This is a genomic window from Sphingomonas sp. (assembly GCF_024508665.1).
Taxonomy (GTDB): domain Bacteria; phylum Pseudomonadota; class Alphaproteobacteria; order Sphingomonadales; family Sphingomonadaceae; genus Sphingomonas.
In genome coordinates, this window is sequence record NZ_JANINP010000007.1 from 1054203 (window position 1) to 1071677 (window position 17475).

10 protein-coding genes are annotated in these 17475 nt (G+C 64.5%); 7 read left to right on the forward strand and 3 right to left on the reverse strand.

Features of this window, described 5'->3' with window-relative positions; genetic code table 11:
* The first annotated feature begins 85 nt into the window (after nucleotides 1-85).
* Nucleotides 86-1435, forward strand: a complete 1350-nt coding sequence (locus Q0L25_RS20240; RefSeq protein WP_296617451.1) for an oligogalacturonate lyase family protein — start codon at nucleotides 86-88, stop codon at nucleotides 1433-1435.
* Between the two features lie 163 nt (nucleotides 1436-1598).
* Nucleotides 1599-2384 carry an IclR family transcriptional regulator gene (locus Q0L25_RS20245; RefSeq protein WP_296617453.1) on the forward strand — a complete coding sequence of 262 codons (786 nt, stop codon included), beginning with the start codon at nucleotides 1599-1601 and terminating at the stop codon, nucleotides 2382-2384.
* 36 nt (nucleotides 2385-2420) lie between these two features.
* Here the strand turns inward: Q0L25_RS20245 and Q0L25_RS20250 are convergent, their stop codons facing one another.
* Entirely contained in the window at nucleotides 2421-4325 is a 1905-nt protein-coding gene (locus Q0L25_RS20250; RefSeq protein WP_296617454.1) for a hypothetical protein, read from the reverse strand.
* 28 nt (nucleotides 4326-4353) lie between these two features.
* The gene (locus Q0L25_RS20255) at nucleotides 4354-7068 is read right to left on the reverse strand and encodes a Tat pathway signal sequence domain protein (protein WP_367184187.1); all 2715 of its coding nucleotides are present in this window, start codon (nucleotides 7066-7068) and stop codon (nucleotides 4354-4356) included.
* A 278-nt stretch (nucleotides 7069-7346) separates the two neighbouring features.
* On the opposite strand from Q0L25_RS20255, the gene Q0L25_RS20260 reads away from it, so the two are divergent.
* Genes Q0L25_RS20260 through Q0L25_RS20270 form a run of 3 tightly spaced genes read left to right on the forward strand, consistent with a single transcriptional unit; the run spans nucleotide 7347 to nucleotide 10350 of the window.
* Nucleotides 7347-8147, forward strand: a complete 801-nt coding sequence (locus Q0L25_RS20260; RefSeq protein WP_296617458.1) for a rhamnogalacturonan acetylesterase — start codon at nucleotides 7347-7349, stop codon at nucleotides 8145-8147.
* Nucleotides 8138-9370, forward strand: a complete 1233-nt coding sequence (locus Q0L25_RS20265) for a rhamnogalacturonan acetylesterase (protein WP_296617460.1) — start codon at nucleotides 8138-8140, stop codon at nucleotides 9368-9370. Before Q0L25_RS20260 ends, Q0L25_RS20265 begins: the two co-directional genes overlap by 10 nt.
* Nucleotides 9370-10350 carry an alpha/beta hydrolase gene (locus Q0L25_RS20270; RefSeq protein WP_296617462.1) on the forward strand — a complete coding sequence of 327 codons (981 nt, stop codon included), beginning with the start codon at nucleotides 9370-9372 and terminating at the stop codon, nucleotides 10348-10350. The genes Q0L25_RS20265 and Q0L25_RS20270 overlap by 1 nt, the downstream gene beginning before the upstream one ends.
* Nucleotides 10351-10387: 37 nt before the next feature.
* Here Q0L25_RS20270 and Q0L25_RS20275 read toward each other — a convergent pair whose 3' ends face one another.
* The gene (locus Q0L25_RS20275; RefSeq protein WP_296617464.1) at nucleotides 10388-12304 is read right to left on the reverse strand and encodes a rhamnogalacturonan lyase; all 1917 of its coding nucleotides are present in this window, start codon (nucleotides 12302-12304) and stop codon (nucleotides 10388-10390) included.
* A gap of 333 nt (nucleotides 12305-12637) precedes the next feature.
* On the opposite strand from Q0L25_RS20275, the gene Q0L25_RS20280 reads away from it, so the two are divergent.
* Nucleotides 12638-15784 (forward strand): TonB-dependent receptor, encoded by a 3147-nt coding sequence (locus Q0L25_RS20280; protein ID WP_296617466.1) that lies wholly within the window; start codon nucleotides 12638-12640, stop codon nucleotides 15782-15784.
* Nucleotides 15785-15901: 117 nt separating this feature from the next.
* On the forward strand, nucleotides 15902-17455 hold the full coding sequence (locus Q0L25_RS20285) for a glycoside hydrolase family 28 protein (protein ID WP_296617467.1): 1554 nt from the start codon (nucleotides 15902-15904) through the stop codon (nucleotides 17453-17455).
* The last annotated feature ends 20 nt before the right edge of the window (nucleotides 17456-17475 follow it).

Here is a 17475-nt window from a genome sequence, read left to right on the forward strand (position 1 = left end):
CTGCCACCGCGCGGGCACAGTCCGAAAACGACGGAGAGCTAGCGGCCGCGCGGCAGGGCGCGGCCGTATTGCAGAGGTGGAAGACATGAAGCTGGTGGTTGCCGCATTGCTCGCTTTGACCGCTGTCGCGGCGCCGGTCGCTTTAGCCGCTGCGGATACGCCGCGCGAATGGGTCGACGCCAAGACCGGTCACCGGGTGGTCCGGATATCGACCGGCCCCGGCATGTCGAGCCTCTATTTCCATCAGCAGGCCTTCACCCCGCAAGGGGACAAGATGGTCATCTCGACGGCGCAAGGGATCGCCGCAGTCGATATGAAGACATGGAAAATCTCGCCCATCGTCACCGGCAAGGGACTGCAATTGCTCTTTACCGGCCGCAAGACGCGCACCGTCTATTACTCCATCCGCGCCCGCTCGGGCGACGGCGCGGGTGCGGCGGATCGCGATGGCCAGACCGGCGCGATCGAGGTGTGGGCGGCGGATATCGACAGCGGAAAGGCGCGGAAGATCGCCGACGTGCCGGCGGGCGGCATCGCGACCATCAATGCCGACGAAACCTTGCTGGCCGGAGCGGTGACCGAACGCGCGATGCCGCTGCAGCCCGGCACCGCAGGCCGCGATGCCCGTTTCGATCAGGCACCTTATGCGGCGAACGGTCCTGACGGTAAGCCGCTGACGTTCGCCGAGGCCAAGGAAGTGCGGCTGAACGAACGGCTTGAAGCCAAGATACCGATGGAGATCTTCACGATCGATATCCGCACCGGCCAGCGCAAGACGGTGATCGCGTCGACCGACTGGCTCAACCACCTTCAATTCTCGCCGACCGATCCCGGCCTGCTGATGTTTTGCCATGAAGGCCCCTGGCACAAGGTCGACCGGATCTGGACGATCAGGATCGACGGCACCGGCCTGACCAAGATCCATGCTCGTACGATGAACATGGAGATTGCCGGACATGAATTCTGGTCACCCGACGGCAAGACCATCTGGTACGATCTGCAAACGCCGCGCGGCGAAGTTTTCTGGCTCGCGGGATACGATCTCGCGACGGCCAAGCGGCGCTGGTACAAGGTCGACCGCAACCAATGGTCGGTCCATTACAATATCTCGCCCGACCAGACTGTGTTCTCCGGCGACGGCGGTGACAGCGAAATGGTCGCGCACGCGCCGGACGGTAAATGGCTATATCTGTTCCGTCCCAAGGCGATCCCCGATGTCGCGGGCATCCATGCACCGGGCTCGGAGGCGCTGATCGCGCCCGGCACATTGGAGGGCGAGAAGCTGGTCGACATGTTCCGGCAGGATTATCGGCTGGAGCCCAACGCCCGTTTTTCACCCGACGGCAAATGGCTGATCTTCCGCTCGAACATGGAAGGTGAGCCGGGCATCTACGCGGTCGAGATCGCGCGCCAAGCCGTCGCAACACGATCATGAACCTCGCCGGCATCGAGGATGCGCAACGCGGGCGGCCCCTTTCTCTTCCGTTTCATGCCGCGGACAGCTAGTGAAAGGGCGGGGAGGAAACTATCTCGTTCCGCGACCCTCAGACTAATCAGCATTCACCAGTGCGCCGACGTTAGCGCGGAGATAGAATTCGATGTCGAAAGATACTGACGTCAAGGATCCCTACGCTTCGTTGAAGGGCGCGCAATCGCTGATGCGCGCGTTGGACATTCTCGACCAGGTAATCAACGGCCCGGTGAAATCGGCGGACTTGGCGCGAAATCTCGATCTCACGCGATCAACGACGCATCGACTTGCCCAAGCGCTGCGGGCGCGCGACTATCTTGCGATCACGCCGGACGGCTATTCGCTGGGTCCCAAGCTTCTCCAGCTCGGGTCGATGGCGCAAGAGCAGACCGATTATGTGCGGGTCGCCAGGCCGCATCTCGAGGCACTTTCGGCCGAAACCGGATATTGCGTGTTTCTCGGCAAGCGCGAGGGGGACTGGTCTCGCCACCTCGACCGCGTGACCGGGCGGCAGCGGCTGCGCGTGGCGACGGCGCCCGGCGATCGGCGATTGATCGTCGAAACCGGCATCGGCAAGGCGCTGCTGCTCGACCAGTCGGAAGACTCGCTCACCAAATTGTTCCAGGCCGAAAAGCCCGACGCCAGCGCGAAGAAGCTGAAGGACTGGCTCGACGCCATGCGGGCGAACAAAGAGCGAGGCGTGGTGCTGCACGAGAGTGAGGCCGGCGATTTCGTGCGCTCCGTCGCGGCGCCCGTGCGGAACGACAAGGGCAATATCGTCGTCGCCATCAGCATCGCCGGAGCAGCCGCCTATCTGACCGACAAGGTCCTCGACGAGCTCGCCGCCCCGGTGAAAGCGGCGGCGGCGAGCATCGGTGCCTCGCTTGGATATCGAGCGTCCGCGTCCGATTAGACCCGCTCTCGGCGGGTTGGAAAGAAGCGTTACCCGTCAGGGATTCGGCATCGTGAACAGTCGGTCATAATCGCGCCAATGCGCATTCATGGTGCGGACCTTTTGCCGCAGCACGGACTGGAAATTTGGCCCAAGCTTCATGATCGTCTCCTCACCGTCACTGGCGGCAAGGTCGAGCAGGGGGCGGCTGCTGCTCGACATCAGCGCGTCGAGCGCCACCGCCGTATCGATCTCGCGCCGCGCGGTGTTGATCATGTCGGCGCGCGCCCAATCGTTCTGTGTGCCCAGCACCGGATGGCCTTCGGGTTTCACGCCCAGCGCCGTGATACGGTCCAGCTGGGCCTGATAGCCGACCATGTTGTCGGCCGACTGCAATAAATAGCCGAGCGCCTGAACGCGCTTGCTCGTGAGTCGCCAATAGTCCGCCGCCTCGGGAGCGGTTGCCGAGGCCGCGAGCGCGTCGAAATCCTTCTGCGCGCGCCGGATGCGCGGCATGGATATTTCGATGGCGCGCTGGAACAGCAGGTGCGCGCCCCATCCTTCGTACATGCGCATTGCCTGGATGTCGGCCAGGTTTGACGCCGATTCTTCGGTTCCCGCCTGAAAGAGGAAACGGCGATAGCCGGCCTTTTCGGCATCGGTCAGCTCGGCCGGAAACGGCACCATCGGCCGTTCGATCCAGCGATTGAGCACGTGACCCATGCGCAGCATCGGACCGAAGTCGAGTACGTCGAGATATTTGCGGACATCGTTGAGCGCGCTCCAGGCATCGATCAGCGTGTCGGCCTTGCCGTCTCCTACTTCGGACACCGCGAACCGCCGCAGCGCCGAGAGCCGCTCGGCCGTCGTCGCCATCGGTTGATCCCGCGTCGATCGGAACAGCCGGAACGCGAAATCCTCGCTCTCGCGATCGCCGAGCAGATAGGCTTTGTGTGTTCCGCTCGATGTGGCGACCGGATCGAAACTCGGAACGACGAGGCCGATGACGGGCGAAAATGCGCCGTCATCGATCCGGGTGAGGCCGATCTCGAATGGATGTCCGTCGGGACCTTCCTTGCCGTTTACGGCGAGATCGGCGGGGAGCTTGCGCTGGATGTTTTCGAGCACGTCCGGACCAAAGGTCGCGATCATCCAGGGCCGGGGCGGTATCTGATTGATGTTGATGCGGATGCGATGACCCGACGCGGCCGCCGCCTGCTGGATGTTGGTCATGAAGCCGATCACGCGGTCCGCGAGCGGCACGTCGCGCTTGTCCGAAGCGCCATTCGCGCCGGGATACAGGCCGGGCGCCCAGTCGAAGCCCGATCCGGCATCGGTCGTGACCCACAGAAATGTTTCGACCTGGGGGCATGCCGACAGGAGTGCATTGGTCGCCTCGCGGTACATCGCCAGCACATCGGGATTGGCCACATTGGGCGCGAAATAGACCTTCTTCGATCGCGTGACCTGATCGATGCGCGGGCCGCGATATTCGGGATGCGCGGCGAAGAACGCCTCGGGCAGGACGCCGGGCTCGTTCGCGCTCCAGATGGCCTTCAGATCGTATTTGCCGAGAATGCGGCAGCGCTCCGTTACGATATGCTGGACGCGCGCCGCATAGGCCGCGTCCATGAATGGACGGACCAGGGCGGGCGGGAACATCTTGAACAAGGTGGCATGGTGCGCGAACCACGCCGGATAGGGATCCTCGGCGTCCAATTCCCAATAGGCGATCGGAAGCCCTTCGGTGACGACTACCTCCGTCGCACCCAATTCGTGCGCCATCCTGGCGCGGCGGTCGAAGTCGGCGAGATCGTCGGCATCCCGGCTCGCCATCGAAGCGCCGGTCGACTTTTCCCTTGCGGCGGGGATCTTCCGGGCATCGGCGGGCGGGGCGATCGTCGACGTCAGGGCCACCAAAAGAGGCACCGCCAAGGCGCGCCAAACCAACAGACGTTTCATAAACTTACTCCGATCGTGCGGCTGCGACCTAGTCGCGGCCGGAATCGCCCCGCCGCCGGCGTCCGGGAGCGTCGGGCGCGACAATCGGCACGCGGTCGAGCGCTTCCGGTATGAGGGCCAGGCATTGGATCGCCGCCAGTCCCCATTGTGCCGAGGCATTGGTCGACACGCCCGGCCATTCGACCACGCCATCGACCATATGCCGCGGGTCGCGCGGCCATGTCCCGAGCCCGGCATCGCCCGACAGGAACTCGCCGGCCGCGCGCGTCGCCAGCGCCGTGTCCTTTTCCTGAAACGCGGCATAAGCGGTCAGCCGCGAATGTCCCTCGCGCAGGTTGCGCGGTCCGAACGGCGGCCCGAATTTCGCCAGATATTCGGCCTGCGGCGCGTTGTACCAGCGGCAATATTCGAGCCATGCGGCGCGATAGGAAGGAACGTCGAGCAGGCGCAGCAGCTCCGAACTGACTTCCACCGCGCCGAATACGGCATTGAGATGCGACAATCCGATCCCGCGCTTCTGGTCGATGAAACGCCCCGTAGCCAGTTCGAACGGCGCGCTTCCGGTCATCCAGCCGTGCGGCAGGCGGCCGATCGTCTCCAGCCCGGCGACGATGCGATCGCGCCATTTGGTGTTGCCCGTCCGCTCCCATTCGGTCAGCCAGGCCGCGGCGAGGGGGCACCAGGTCGTGCCGAACGTCATTTCGACGGTACCGGGCGGGAGTTGCGGCTTCTTGGCGCCGGGGACCTTTCGCCCGATCTCGACATCGATCAACGCGTGATCGGAGGTGATCAGCGCCCGCATCAGGTCGCCAACCCGCTCGTCGGCGGTCAGATAATAAAAGATCCGCCGATAGGTGGCGTTGCTGACGCGCGGTTGTTTCGAGCTGTCGCCCCAATGCTGCACGCCATGGCGCGTGCCGAGGCCGGCGAAACGCCCGGTGTGATAGACGTCGACCTCGCTGGTGTGGCGGGTCATCGCTTCGGCCAGGCGCCATGTCTGGGCGTCGCCGGTCCGCAGCGCCTGGTACCAGAGCCACAGATCAGTCGACAGCTCGCTATTGTCCCAGGCGAAGCCGCCAATGTCGTAGCGCCAGCGATGGCGGTCGCTATCATAGGTGTGCATCACATCGCCATGGTTCCAAAAACCATACCAGGAGCGACGATCGACCTCTCCGGCGTAGAAATCGACCAGGTTGGACAGTTGGTTCTCGATCGCAGTGCGATTGGGAGTCGAACGGTCGGGCAGGCCATAATCGGCGAATATCCCGGCGGCATGGAGGTGGCCGGGCGCGGCCATCAATTGCGGCGGTTGCGCCTGAAAAGCGGACATTGCCGCCAACGTGTCGTGATCGGGCGTGGCGGGCAGCGCCCACAGCATCAATTCGCTGGTGCGCGCGATGCCCGAGGCGTCGTCCCAGCCCGGCTCATAATCCTCATAGGTGACCGACAGCCCCTCGTTCTGCGCGTCATACCCCTCCATGCCCATCGTGCCGTGATAGGGGCGCAGGTTCATGGCGGGCGCCTCGGGCGACCAGAGCCAGGCGGTCAGCCTTGCGGTGTCGCTCGTCGCGCCGTCGATGTGCAGCGCGGTCGGATGGCGTTGCCAGAAATAGCGCACGCCGATCGCGGTTCCTCCCTCCGGCCCGCCGACATAAGCCAGGCCGGGCGCGCGTCGTCCTTCCTCCGCGTCGATCCAACCTTGATCGGGACCAGTGCGCTTGGTCAGCGCCCAGCCATTGGCGGTCGGCTGCTCCAAGCGGAAGTCGCCCCAGGCGGGAATGCGGTTCAGCGTCGCACGGACCGCTCCCGCCATCTGGCCGAGCGGGGGGACGGCGCGGCCGGCTATCTGCGCGTCGCGAAAGGCCTTGCCGGGATCGCGGCGCAGCCCGGTCAGCGGGCGGACGGCTTCGGCGAACATCTGGCCGTCTGTTGCGACGCGGATGTGACGATCGTGAAGCTCGCCGCGCATTGGCACCGCCGCACTTATGCCGAGCGAGGAAACGAAGTCCTTGCTCGCGCTGCCGTCGAACACCACCGAATGGACGATGCGCAGGCCAGCCGATCCGGCGTAGGCGTAGAGCCGGACGGTGAACGGTATCCAGGCGCGTTTGCCCGAAATATGGTGACCATCGATCCGCACCACCGCACGAACCGGGCCGCGCTGCTCGACCGTCACCGTGTCGATCCGACCGGTGAACGGCGTATCGGCACCGTGGAGTGGTTCGGTGCGCGACGATCCGACCAATGAGACGGGGCCGAGCACCGTCTTGCCGCCCTGCGTCGCCGATCGGATCAGCGCGTCGCCGCTCTTCGCGATTTCCCAAGCGAGGTTACCGACGCGGATCGTGATTGTTGCTGGGTTCTCTGCGACTGCGACAGGCTGGGCCGGCGGGACGGGCCGGCCGCGCGTGACGGTCAGCGCGTCTGGCGATAGGTCGGCCGGGATCGCGTGCGCAGTCCACTTGACCGACCCATCGGGCCAGGTCGCGGTGATCCAGGTTTGTGATGGTACCGGCTTTCCCGCGCCATCGAGAACGGTCAGCGGCGTATCGCGCTTGACGGTCCCGCGCGGCCAGGCGACGCCAAAGGTCTGGCCGCCATGCGTGATGGGGGGTTGCCCGTCGATCCAGCGCACCGGTGCAGGGGCGACGCTGGCGCGCGCAGCGTCAAGTCTGAACGGAAGCAGGGTCGTCACGCCCGCCAACAAGCCGGCCTTCAGCGCTTCGCGACGGCTCAGATGCATCTCTCTCTCCATCAACGGCTGAGGACGGCGACCATATGGGTCACAGGGCGCGCGCCGAAGGGCATGCATGCCAGCCGGATTATACCCATCGCGTCGTCGCCCCTTCGCTTTCCTCTCCACGCTGTTATCGCGCGTTTGTTCTATTAGGTCGCGTAGCACGTCCCGAAATATAGAAGCAACGTCTACATAATGGGAAAAATTGTAGCAAAATATCGCAGCCTGTTGCGGTGTGTAGGACGTGGTCGCATAATGCGGAACAGGGTGACGAGGAGAGAAGGATGCGGGTTTCCACCGTGTTGGCCGGGGCCTTGGCCTTGTTTGTGGCGGCAAGCTTGCCGGCATCGGAGCCCGCCCCGATGCGCATCTTCATCGCCAGCGATTCGACCGCGCAGGATTACAAACCCGACAAATATCCGCAGTCGGGATGGGGCACGATGTTGCGGTGCGCGGTGGGGCCGGGCGTGACGGTCGAGAACCGCGCGATCGGCGGGCGCAGCACCAACAGCTTCATCCGCGAAGGCCGGCTCGACAAGATCGCCGCCGATCTGAGGAAGGGCGACACCCTGCTGATCCAGTTCGGCCATAACGACGCAAGCATCGACAAGCCCGAACGGTACACCACTGTCGAGCAATATATCGCCAACCTCCACCGCTTTCTCGACGTGGCGAAAAGGGCGGGAGCGAGGGCGGTGATCCTGACCCCGGTCGCACGCCGCGATTTCAAGGACGGCGTCGAACAGCGGAGCTTCCCCCTTTATGCCGATGCCGCGCGCCGCGTGGCGAGGGAAACGCGCACGCCCTTGATCGACCTGGGCAAGAGCTCGCAGGCGATGGTCCAGGCGCTGGGTCCGGATGCCGCCAAGGGTTATTATCTGCATTATGACGGCGCGGCAGGGGCGCCGGGTTATCCCAACGGCGTATCCGACGACACGCATTTCAGCGAGGTCGGCGCACGCCATATCGCCGACCTGGTGGCGACCGGCCTCAAGGCGCTGCGCTTGCCGATCTCGAAGCGGGTGACGCCGCACACCCCGGCGCTGACCCGCACTATTCCGGCGGGCGGGCCGTCATGCGTCTGATCGCGATCGTCGCGATGATCGCCGCCGCGACGATCCAACCGGCTAGCGCCCAGGTCCGCCGCTTTGCGCTGGGGGCTACGCCGGCATCCCCCGATACCGTCGCGGTCGCGCCAGGGCGCGCCTATGCCGATGGATATGGCTATGAAGCCGGCAGCGACCGGTTGTTTTCCGTCGCGGCGGCTCCGGGCAATTATCGCGTGACAGTGACGGTCGGACTGCCGAACATGGCGACCGAGACAACGATCAAGGCGGAGTCGCGCCGCCTGATGGTGGATGCGCTGAAGGTCGCTGCCGGCCGACACGCGACCGTCAGCTTCATCGTCAACGTGCGCGATGCCAGCTTGATCCCGCCGCCGCCCAATGCGCCGGGCGGATCGCTGGTGCTGCTGAAGCCGCGCGAGAAGAGCTCGTTCAGCTGGGACGACAAGCTGACGCTCGAGATACTCGGCGAGCATCCCGGCGTGACGGCCATCGCGATCGAGCCGGTAATCGTGCCAACCGTGTTCCTGCTCGGGGACTCGACGGTCACCGACCAGCCGGCCGAGCCGGCCGCCAGCTGGGGACAGATGCTTCCCGCCTTCTTCGCACCCGACATTGCCATCGCGAATTACGCCGAAAGCGGCGAAACGATGAAGTCATTCATGACCGAGTTGCGCCTCGCCAAGGTGCTCGAGCTTGCCAAGCCCGGCGACTGGGCGTTGATCCAGTTCGGCCATAACGACCAGAAGGCGAACTGGCCGCAAACCTATGCCGCGGCCGCGACGACCTATCGCGATTACTTGCGCGCCTGGATCGCAGAGTTCCGCGGGCGCGGAGTCACGCCGGTGCTGGTCACCTCCCCCGAGCGGCGTTTCTGGGCGGGGACGAAAATCCGACCGACCCTGAGCGATTATGCCGCCGCGGCGAAGGCGGTCGGTGCTGAACTCAAGGTGCCGGTGATCGACCTCAACGCCATGAGTACGACCTTTTACGAGGCCTTGGGGCCGGATCGCGCACCCATTGCCTTCAATGACAATGGCAAGGATGCGACGCATCATGACAATTACGGCGCCTGGGTGCTGGCGCGGTGCGTGGTGAAGGGATTGGCGGATGCGAAGGTAATGGTGGCGCGGCATTTGAAACCCGATTTGGGGTCGTTCGACCCGGCTCGTCCGCCCGATCCGGCGCGCTTCAAGCTGGCGCCCAGCATCGCGCACGACGCGCGCCGTCCGGACGGCAATTGATGACGACACGCCGTTCGTTGATCACCGGCTCGATCGCCGCATCTCTTGCCCTTCCCGCCGCGCTAAGCGCCGCACGGGAGGCGGCGGGCGAGGGCGCCACGGTCGATCGCTTCCCGATCTGGCCCAAGGCCCCGCCCGGCGCGCCGACACCAGCCGTGGTCGAGCAATGGGTCAAAAGATCGCCCAATGGCGGTGCCGATGACATCGCATGGCCGCACGTCGCGTCGCCGATGCTGACGATGGTCAAGCCGGCCAAACCGAACGGTGCGGCGGTGCTGATTTGCCCGGGCGGCGGCTATGCCCGCGTCGCCGTGGGCCGTACCGGCGGTGCCATCGCCCGCGACTTCGCCGCGCGCGGGATTACCGCGTTCGAGTTGCTCTATCGGCTGCCGCACGACAATTGGGCCGCTGGTCCCGACGCACCGCTCCAGGATGCGCAACGCGCCATGCGAGTGATCCGCGCCGGCGCGGGTACGCGCTGGAGCATCGATCCGGCGCGCGTCGCGGTGACCGGTTTTTCGGCTGGCGGGCATCTCGCGGCGCGGCTGGCGAGCCGATCCGGGCTTTCGACCTATCAGCCGCAGGATGCCGCCGATCGGCTGTCGGCGGCGCCTATCGTGGCGGGGCTGTTCTTTCCGGTCATTACGATGATGGACGACGGCGTTCATGCCCAGTCGCGCCGCGAGCTATTGGGCGGGCACGCTGCGGATGCGCAATGGCAGCGACGTTATTCGGCGCAATGTGATCTGCCGGCGTCGATGCCGCCCAGTTTTGTCGCCTGTAACGGCGACGATCCGGTGGTGCCGTTTCGCAATGCGATGCTGATGTTCGAGGCGTTGAAAGCGGCGCAGGTCCCGGCCGAATTGATGGTATTCGAAAAGGGTGGCCACGGGCCGCCGGTCAACCACAAGGATGGCGCGCCGGTGCCATGGCTGGACCTGTTCATCGCGTGGAGCCGCGATCACGGCTGGCCTGGCTGACGGTCGTCGACTTGAACCGAGCGCGGTGGCGACCCCGTCATTGCGCTGCCGTCTCGCTCGGTTTCAACGCGCCGGGAAAGTAGCTCAGATGGGGAGGCTGGTTGTAGGCGGTGTTCTGCCACGCCACGCCGGCGCGATAGACGGGGTCCTGCATCAGCGTGACCAAACGATGCGTGGTCGGATAGGGCGTGGTGTAGATGCGAAGCTCGCGGTTGTCGGCCGAGCGCCACACTACTTCCTCGCGCCAATCCCCCAGGATGTCGGCCTGCAAGGCAGGCGTCGCCTTGGTACCGTTGTTCGATGCGACGTCGTCGGGATGCAGCAGCGTGACGGCGGTGCTGGTCTTCCAGTCCCATTTGCTGATCGTCGTGCCGTCGAGCAATTCCTGCAGCAGATCGCCGTCCCAATAGATAGCGAAGTTGGTCTGACGCGGCGCCGGGCCGATCACATTGCCGTGGACGTCGAACAGGTCGCGGCTGTTGGATCCCCAGAATTCGTCGCCGACATAGCGCGGATCGATATCGGCGGCGACGCCGCGGCCGGTGTCGCTCTCGGCCGGTTTGGTCCACAGGATCTCGCCGGTGCGCGCGTCGAGCAGGCCCGAGCCGAGCCCACCATTCGCCTTCACTTCCTCGAACACGCCCCATTTCTCGAGGCCTGGCCGCAGCGGGTCGAGGTCGCCGACATGCATCGTGTCGCCGTGATAGAGCGGGTCGCTCCATAGCCCCTTACCGTTGTCGTCGACCGCCATCGATCCGTAGATCACCTCGTCGCGGCCATCGCCATCGACGTCGGCGATGCTGAGCTGGTGATTGCCGCGATTGCCATAATCGCCATTGCCGGGCGCCGCCGAATCGAACAGCCAACGCTCGGTCAGCTTGCCGCCGTGATAATCCCAGGCGGCGATCGCCGTCCGAGCATAATAGCCGCGCCCGAAGATCATGCTGGGATGCCGCCCGTCGAGATAGGCGGTGCCGGCCAGGAAGCGATCCGCGCGGTTGGCGTAGCCGTCGCCCCAGGTGTCGCGCAATTGTTCGAAGGTTGGATTGCCGCCGGGATAGCGGGGAGGGTCGTAGGGCGCGGTGGCCAGCGCCCGGCCGGTCCGGCCATCGAACACGGTGAGATATTCTGGGCCTTTGAGGATCCGGCCCTTCAGCGGGGCTACCTTGGTTCCGTCGGCGAGTAGCTTAGCGCCGGTGCGGTCGGGCTGCGGCACCTCGCCGTCACGGCTGCGCCAGTCGGCCTTCGCATGGCCAATGACCTTGCCTGTGCCGTCGACCGTCCCGTCGGCCGTTTTCATCGCCACTTCGGCGCGGCCATCGCCGTCGTAATCGAACACCTGGAATTGGGTGTAATGCGCGCCGGCGCGGATATTCCTGCCGAGATCGATCCGCCAAAGCCTTTTGCCGTCCAGCGTATAGGCGTCGACGAATACGTCGCCGGTATAGCCGGCCTGGCTATTGTCGTGGCTGTTGGTCGGGTCCCACTTCAGGATCAGCTCGTACCGGCCGTCGCCGTCGAGATCACCCGCCGATACGTCATTGGCGGTGTAGGTATAGGATTCTCCATCGGGCTCCGTTCCGCCCTGCGGCGGGGTCAGCGGGATCGACAGATACCCCTTGGGCAGCATGATTGCCGGCGCGCTCGCCTTTTGCCGGGCGCCAATACCAGCGACACGCACCGTATAATGCACAGCAGCCGATCCGTCGGGATCGACGAACGAGGTCGCTTCGGAGATCGGTGTGCCGTTGATGCGGCGCCCGTCGCGATAGACGTCGAAGCCGACATTTCGTGGATCACTCTTCAATAAGCGCCAGCTGACCAGCCAGCCGCCGCCCTTGGCCGGGGAGGCGATCAGCCCGCGATCGAGTCGCTCGGCCTCCCGCGGCGGCGCCGCGCCGACGACGCTCGCCACGGCCAGCAGTCCGCCAAGCGCGGCCGTCGCAATCAGCATTTTCCTGAAGCCCCGCATGACATCCTCTCTCCACCTGCGTGATATTATCCTACTTAATAGGATTGCATTCCACGTTTTGGCAACATAGAGTGAAACGACTGCTCACAATGTGGACAGCTAAAGCGAAGGCCGGACGACGGTAAAGAGCCGCGTCACGAGGAGGGATGATGATGAAGGTGCGATTTTTTCCGGCAGGAATCACTACGGGCCGTGGCCGCCCGGCCGCTACCGCCCGCATCGTCGTCGACGCCAGATAATCATAAACGCGAAAATTCGCACCGGGCCGGGAGGGCGCCGGGACAATGCGAAGCGCGGTACAGGAGAGAGACACCGATGACTGCAGATCGCCGGCGGATGGGGCGCCGCCTGACCACCACTTCCGTTCTCGCTTTGACGCTGGGCTGCGCCATCGCTCTGCCCGCGCAGGCCCAGACGGCACCTGCCACTCCGCCGCAGACCGATCCCGCACCTTCACCCGCAACCGCCGCTCAGCCGCAGACCGAAGATCAGGCCGACACGACGCCCGGCAATGACAAGGGCGAGATTCTCGTTGTCGGCACGCGCGCGTCGCTGCGCTCGGCGATCGCGCGCAAGCGCAATGCCGGGACGGTGGTCGATTCGATCGTGGCCGACGACATCGCCAGCTTCCCTGACAAGAATGTCGGTGACTCGCTCGCTCGCGTGACCGGCGTGCAGCTCAGCCGCGATTTCGGCGAAGGCGTCCAGGTGTCGATCCGTGGTGTCGAGCCGGATCTCAACCGCGTCGAAGTCAACGGGATGAGCCAGGTGTCGGCGCTCGGCACGCGTGGCGGCGACTTTCGCGAGCTGGCGACCGAACTGGTCAAGTCGATCGACGTCTATAAGGGCTATACCGTCGACCTGACCGAGGGCGGGATAGGCGGAACAGTGTCGATCGAGACGCGCAAGCCGCTGGAGCTGACCAAGGCTCTCGGCAGTATCGTGCTTTCGGAGCAGCATCTCGACACGAGCCAGGATTGGCGGCCGCGCGGCACCTTCGTGATCGGGACGCCGCACCTGTTCACCGACAAGTTGGGCGTGCTGCTGAACGTCACCTATGACGACGTCACGACGCGTCAGGATTATGCCAGCAATACCAACTACAAGCGCTTGGCCGATTTCGATCATTCGGACCAGAAGACGGTCGCCGACCCGAACTATGCCGACTTCAACACCTACGCGAGCTGCGCGAACGTCGGCTTCACCGCGAAGGCGAGCTTCGCGACGCGCCGCGCGGCGTGCGAGACGCAGTTCTTCGACTGGGTGGCGACGGTGCCGCGCTATCGCAATCTCGTGCGGCGCGACAAGCGCTTGTCGGGCGACTTCACGATTCAGTACGAGGTCGCGCACAATTTTCGCTGGTATGCCGAAGCGCAGATCAACAACCGCGACCAGCGGCTGATGGACACGAATTATTCGCTCGATATCGGGCGTTACCAGCGTTTCCAGCTCGACCCTTCGCTGGGCACGAGCTCGACGCCGCAGGTCAAGGTCGGGACCTCCACGGTCGACGGAAACCATGTGGTGACGAGCTACACCACCGCCTTGAATTCGGTGAACATCGGCACTGCCGCGGCGCCGGTCTATAGCGGTTCGAGCAACATCCTCGGCGTCCAGCGCCGCGATTTCCAATACAACCAGAAGTCGCAATATTTCACCTCCGGCTTCGATTGGGATTTCGGCCGGCTCAAGATCAAGGGCATGGGGTCGTACGCAAAGGCGACCACGATCGGTGAGACGAACCTCATCTCGCTGAGCACCGGCATCGCCGGTGCGTCGGTGGATACGCGAAACGACCTGGGCATCCCGGTGCTGACCTACCCGAGCAGCGTTGATCCCGCCGATCCCAATATCTATGTCGACTATAACCGTGCCGGAAATGTGGGGCAGGCGGGGCCGGTGCTGCAATATCGACCCTCTCAGTCGAGCAACACCGAGAAGCAGCTGAAGCTCGACGCCGATTGGCAAGTCGATCTCGGCCCCCTGAAGATGATCGAATTCGGCGGCCAGGTCCGCTGGCAGGACTATATCTCCTATACCGGCGGCGGTTCGCGCCTGATTTCCGCGCCCGGAGTTACGCCGCTCGTCTATCAGAGCAGTGCCAACGTCTCGTACACCACCAACGTGGTGGACGCGGCCACCGTGCCGCAGCGCGTGAATGGCACCACTTACTACATCACGCGTGCCGAATATGCCGGGCTGATCGATGCGCTCGGGACGGTGAGCGGCGGCGCGCCATTGTTCACTGGCCTGCAGGGCGCACCGAACACGATCCCGGGCCGCATATCCTACGCCAATTTCAATTCCGACATCCTCGGCAAATATTATGACCTGTCGGGCTTCGACCAGGATCTGGTGCTGAAGGCGAATGGTCTGCCGCAAATCCCGGCCTACCAGATCAGCGAGACGGTTGCCGCAGGGTATCTGAAGGCGGATTTCGCCACCCATGTGTTCGGCATGCGACTGACCGGCAATGGCGGCGTTCGCTATACCTTCACCAGGGACAGCGGCATCGGCACCAATATCAGCCGCGTCACTCGCTTCAACTCGACCGGGGGCACCGAGACCGTGGTGCTGGCCGCGCAACAGGCGACGCTGAAGAACAGTTATGCGGACGTGCTGCCGGCGTTCAACGCCGCGCTGGAGTTCACCCCCAATCTGGTGCTGCGCGCCAACTGGGCAAAGAACCTGGCCCGTCCGAAACCGACCGACCTCGTGCCGAACATCAACTGTCTCGACGACGCCACCGTCGCCGCGGCCGACGACGTCTGCACGGCCGGCAACCCAGATCTGAAACCGTATCGTGCCGATCAGTGGGAGCTCAACCTCGCCTGGTATCCTAACAAGGATACATTGGTCAGCCTTGGCTATTACAAGAAATACGAATCGAGCTTCGTCGTTCCGAACGTGACGCGGAGCGGAGTGGACCTGTTCCACGACGGTGTCACCTATACCGTCCGCCAGCCGATAAACGGGTTCGGCGCGCTGCTCGACGGCATCGAGGCGAGCGCGCAAACGGTCTTCAGCTTCCTGCCCAAGCCGTTCGACGGCTTTGGCGCATCCGGGAACCTGACCTACGCCCGGGCGATCCGCACCAACCTGACCAATTCGGCGACCGGCGCTCCACTGAAGGAATATCCCGGCCTGTCGACCTGGACCTGGAATGCCAGCGTCTTCTACGACAAGGGGTTCCTCAACGTCCGGATGAACTACAATTACCGGTCGGATTGGCTGGTGACGATCGCCGACTCCAACAACGGCAACCTCCCGATCTATCGCAAGGCCGAGGGGTATCTGGACGGCAAGATCACCCTCCGTTTCCCCAAATGGCACTTCAGCGTGTTCGCCGAGATGCAGAACATCAACAAGGAATATTCCAAGTCCTATGTGAAGGGCATCGGCACCTCGGAAGTCTATTATCCCGGGCAGCGCTTCTTCCTCGGCGTGCAGGCCAAGTTCTGACGCGGAAGGGCTACACTTTCCTCCCCTCGACCGGCTGCCCAGCGGGCTGCCGGTCGCCTTTTCGCGGGCGGGATCGGGCGGTTGACGCGAAAATCTGCCGCATGGACGAAGCAGGGCATGCGACGTCGTAAAAGAGCGAGCGAAGCGGCGTTGACGCGCAGGGATCTGAGCCTCGGCCTCGTCGCGGGTGCATTGCTCCCGTTTCCGGCCCGGGCTGGCCAACTGTTTGACGTTAGGGCGTTTGGTGCGAAAGGCGATGGCCGCACCATCGATAGCGGCGCCATCAACGCAGCGATCGCTGCGGCCGCGCGTGCCGGCGGCGGTGCTGTGCTGATTCCGCCCGGTCGCTATCTCTGCTTTTCGATCGAATTGAAGAGCCGTGTCACCATCCAGTTGGCGAAGGGCGCGGTAATCGAAGCGGCCGATCCGGCACGGCACGCCGGCCAATATGACCTGCCGGAAGATGCCGACCAACTCTATCAGGATTTCGGACACAGCCATTGGCGCAACAGCCTGATTTGGGGAGAGGAAGTCGAGGACGCCGCGATCGTCGGCCCCGGCCTGATTCACGGCCTGGGATTGACGCGCGACGGACCCGGCGCGCGATGGAAGGCCCAGACGGGGGAGCGTCCCTTGTCGATGCAGGGCATGACCGACGCGCAGATCGCCGCGCTTGAGCCCGCCGCGACGGCGATGCGCGGAAAAGGCAACAAGGCGATCGCGTTCCGCAACGGCCGCAACATCCGCCTGGCCGGATTCTCGATGCTGAAATGCGGGCATTTCGCGATCCTCGCGACGGGTACGCGCGACCTGACGATCCGGGACCTGACGATCGACACCGAGCGCGACGGCATCGACCTGGACTGCGTACAGGATGCGCTGGTCGATAATTGCCACGTCAATACGCCCAATGACGACGCGATTGTGGTCAAGGCCAGCTACGCGCTCGGCCGGGCGATTGCCGCCGAGCGCGTGACGATCCGGCGTTGCGCGGTATCGGGCTACGATCTCGGCACGATGCTCGACGGTAGCCGGCGTATGACGCAGGAACTGGCCCCCGACCGCGATCGCGTCACCGGCCGTATCAAGCTGGGGACCGAGAGCAACGGCGGTTATCGCGATATCCTGATCGAGGATTGCAGCTTCACCCATTGCCGCGGTCTTGCGCTGGAGACCGTCGATGGCGGGGTGATGGAGCATGTCGTCGCGCGGCGGCTGACGATGCGCGATATTACCACCGCGCCGATCTTCCTGCGGTTGGGCGATCGCCGGCGCGGACCGCCCGGAACCGGGATCGGCGCCATCCGCGACGTCACGATCAGCGACGTGGAGGCGATCGGTATCGACCACCGCTATCCAGCAGCGATTGCCGGGCTGGCCGGCCACCCGATCGAGAATGTGAGGCTCGCGAATATCCGGCTGACCTATGACGGCGGAGGCACAGGCGCCGATGCCGCGCGCCGTCCGGAGGAGCATCCCGGCGCGTATCCCGAACCGAGCATGTTCGGCCCGTTGCCCGCCTGGGGATTATGGGTGCGGCACGCGCGCGGGCTGACGATCGACGGGCTCCAACTGGCCGTGTCCGCGCCCGATGCGCGACCGCCGATCCTGCTCGACGATGCTCCGAATTCGACCATTTTCAGGACGCCGTTTTGGCGCGGTCGAGATTGACCGGCGAGGCAATGTCGGAT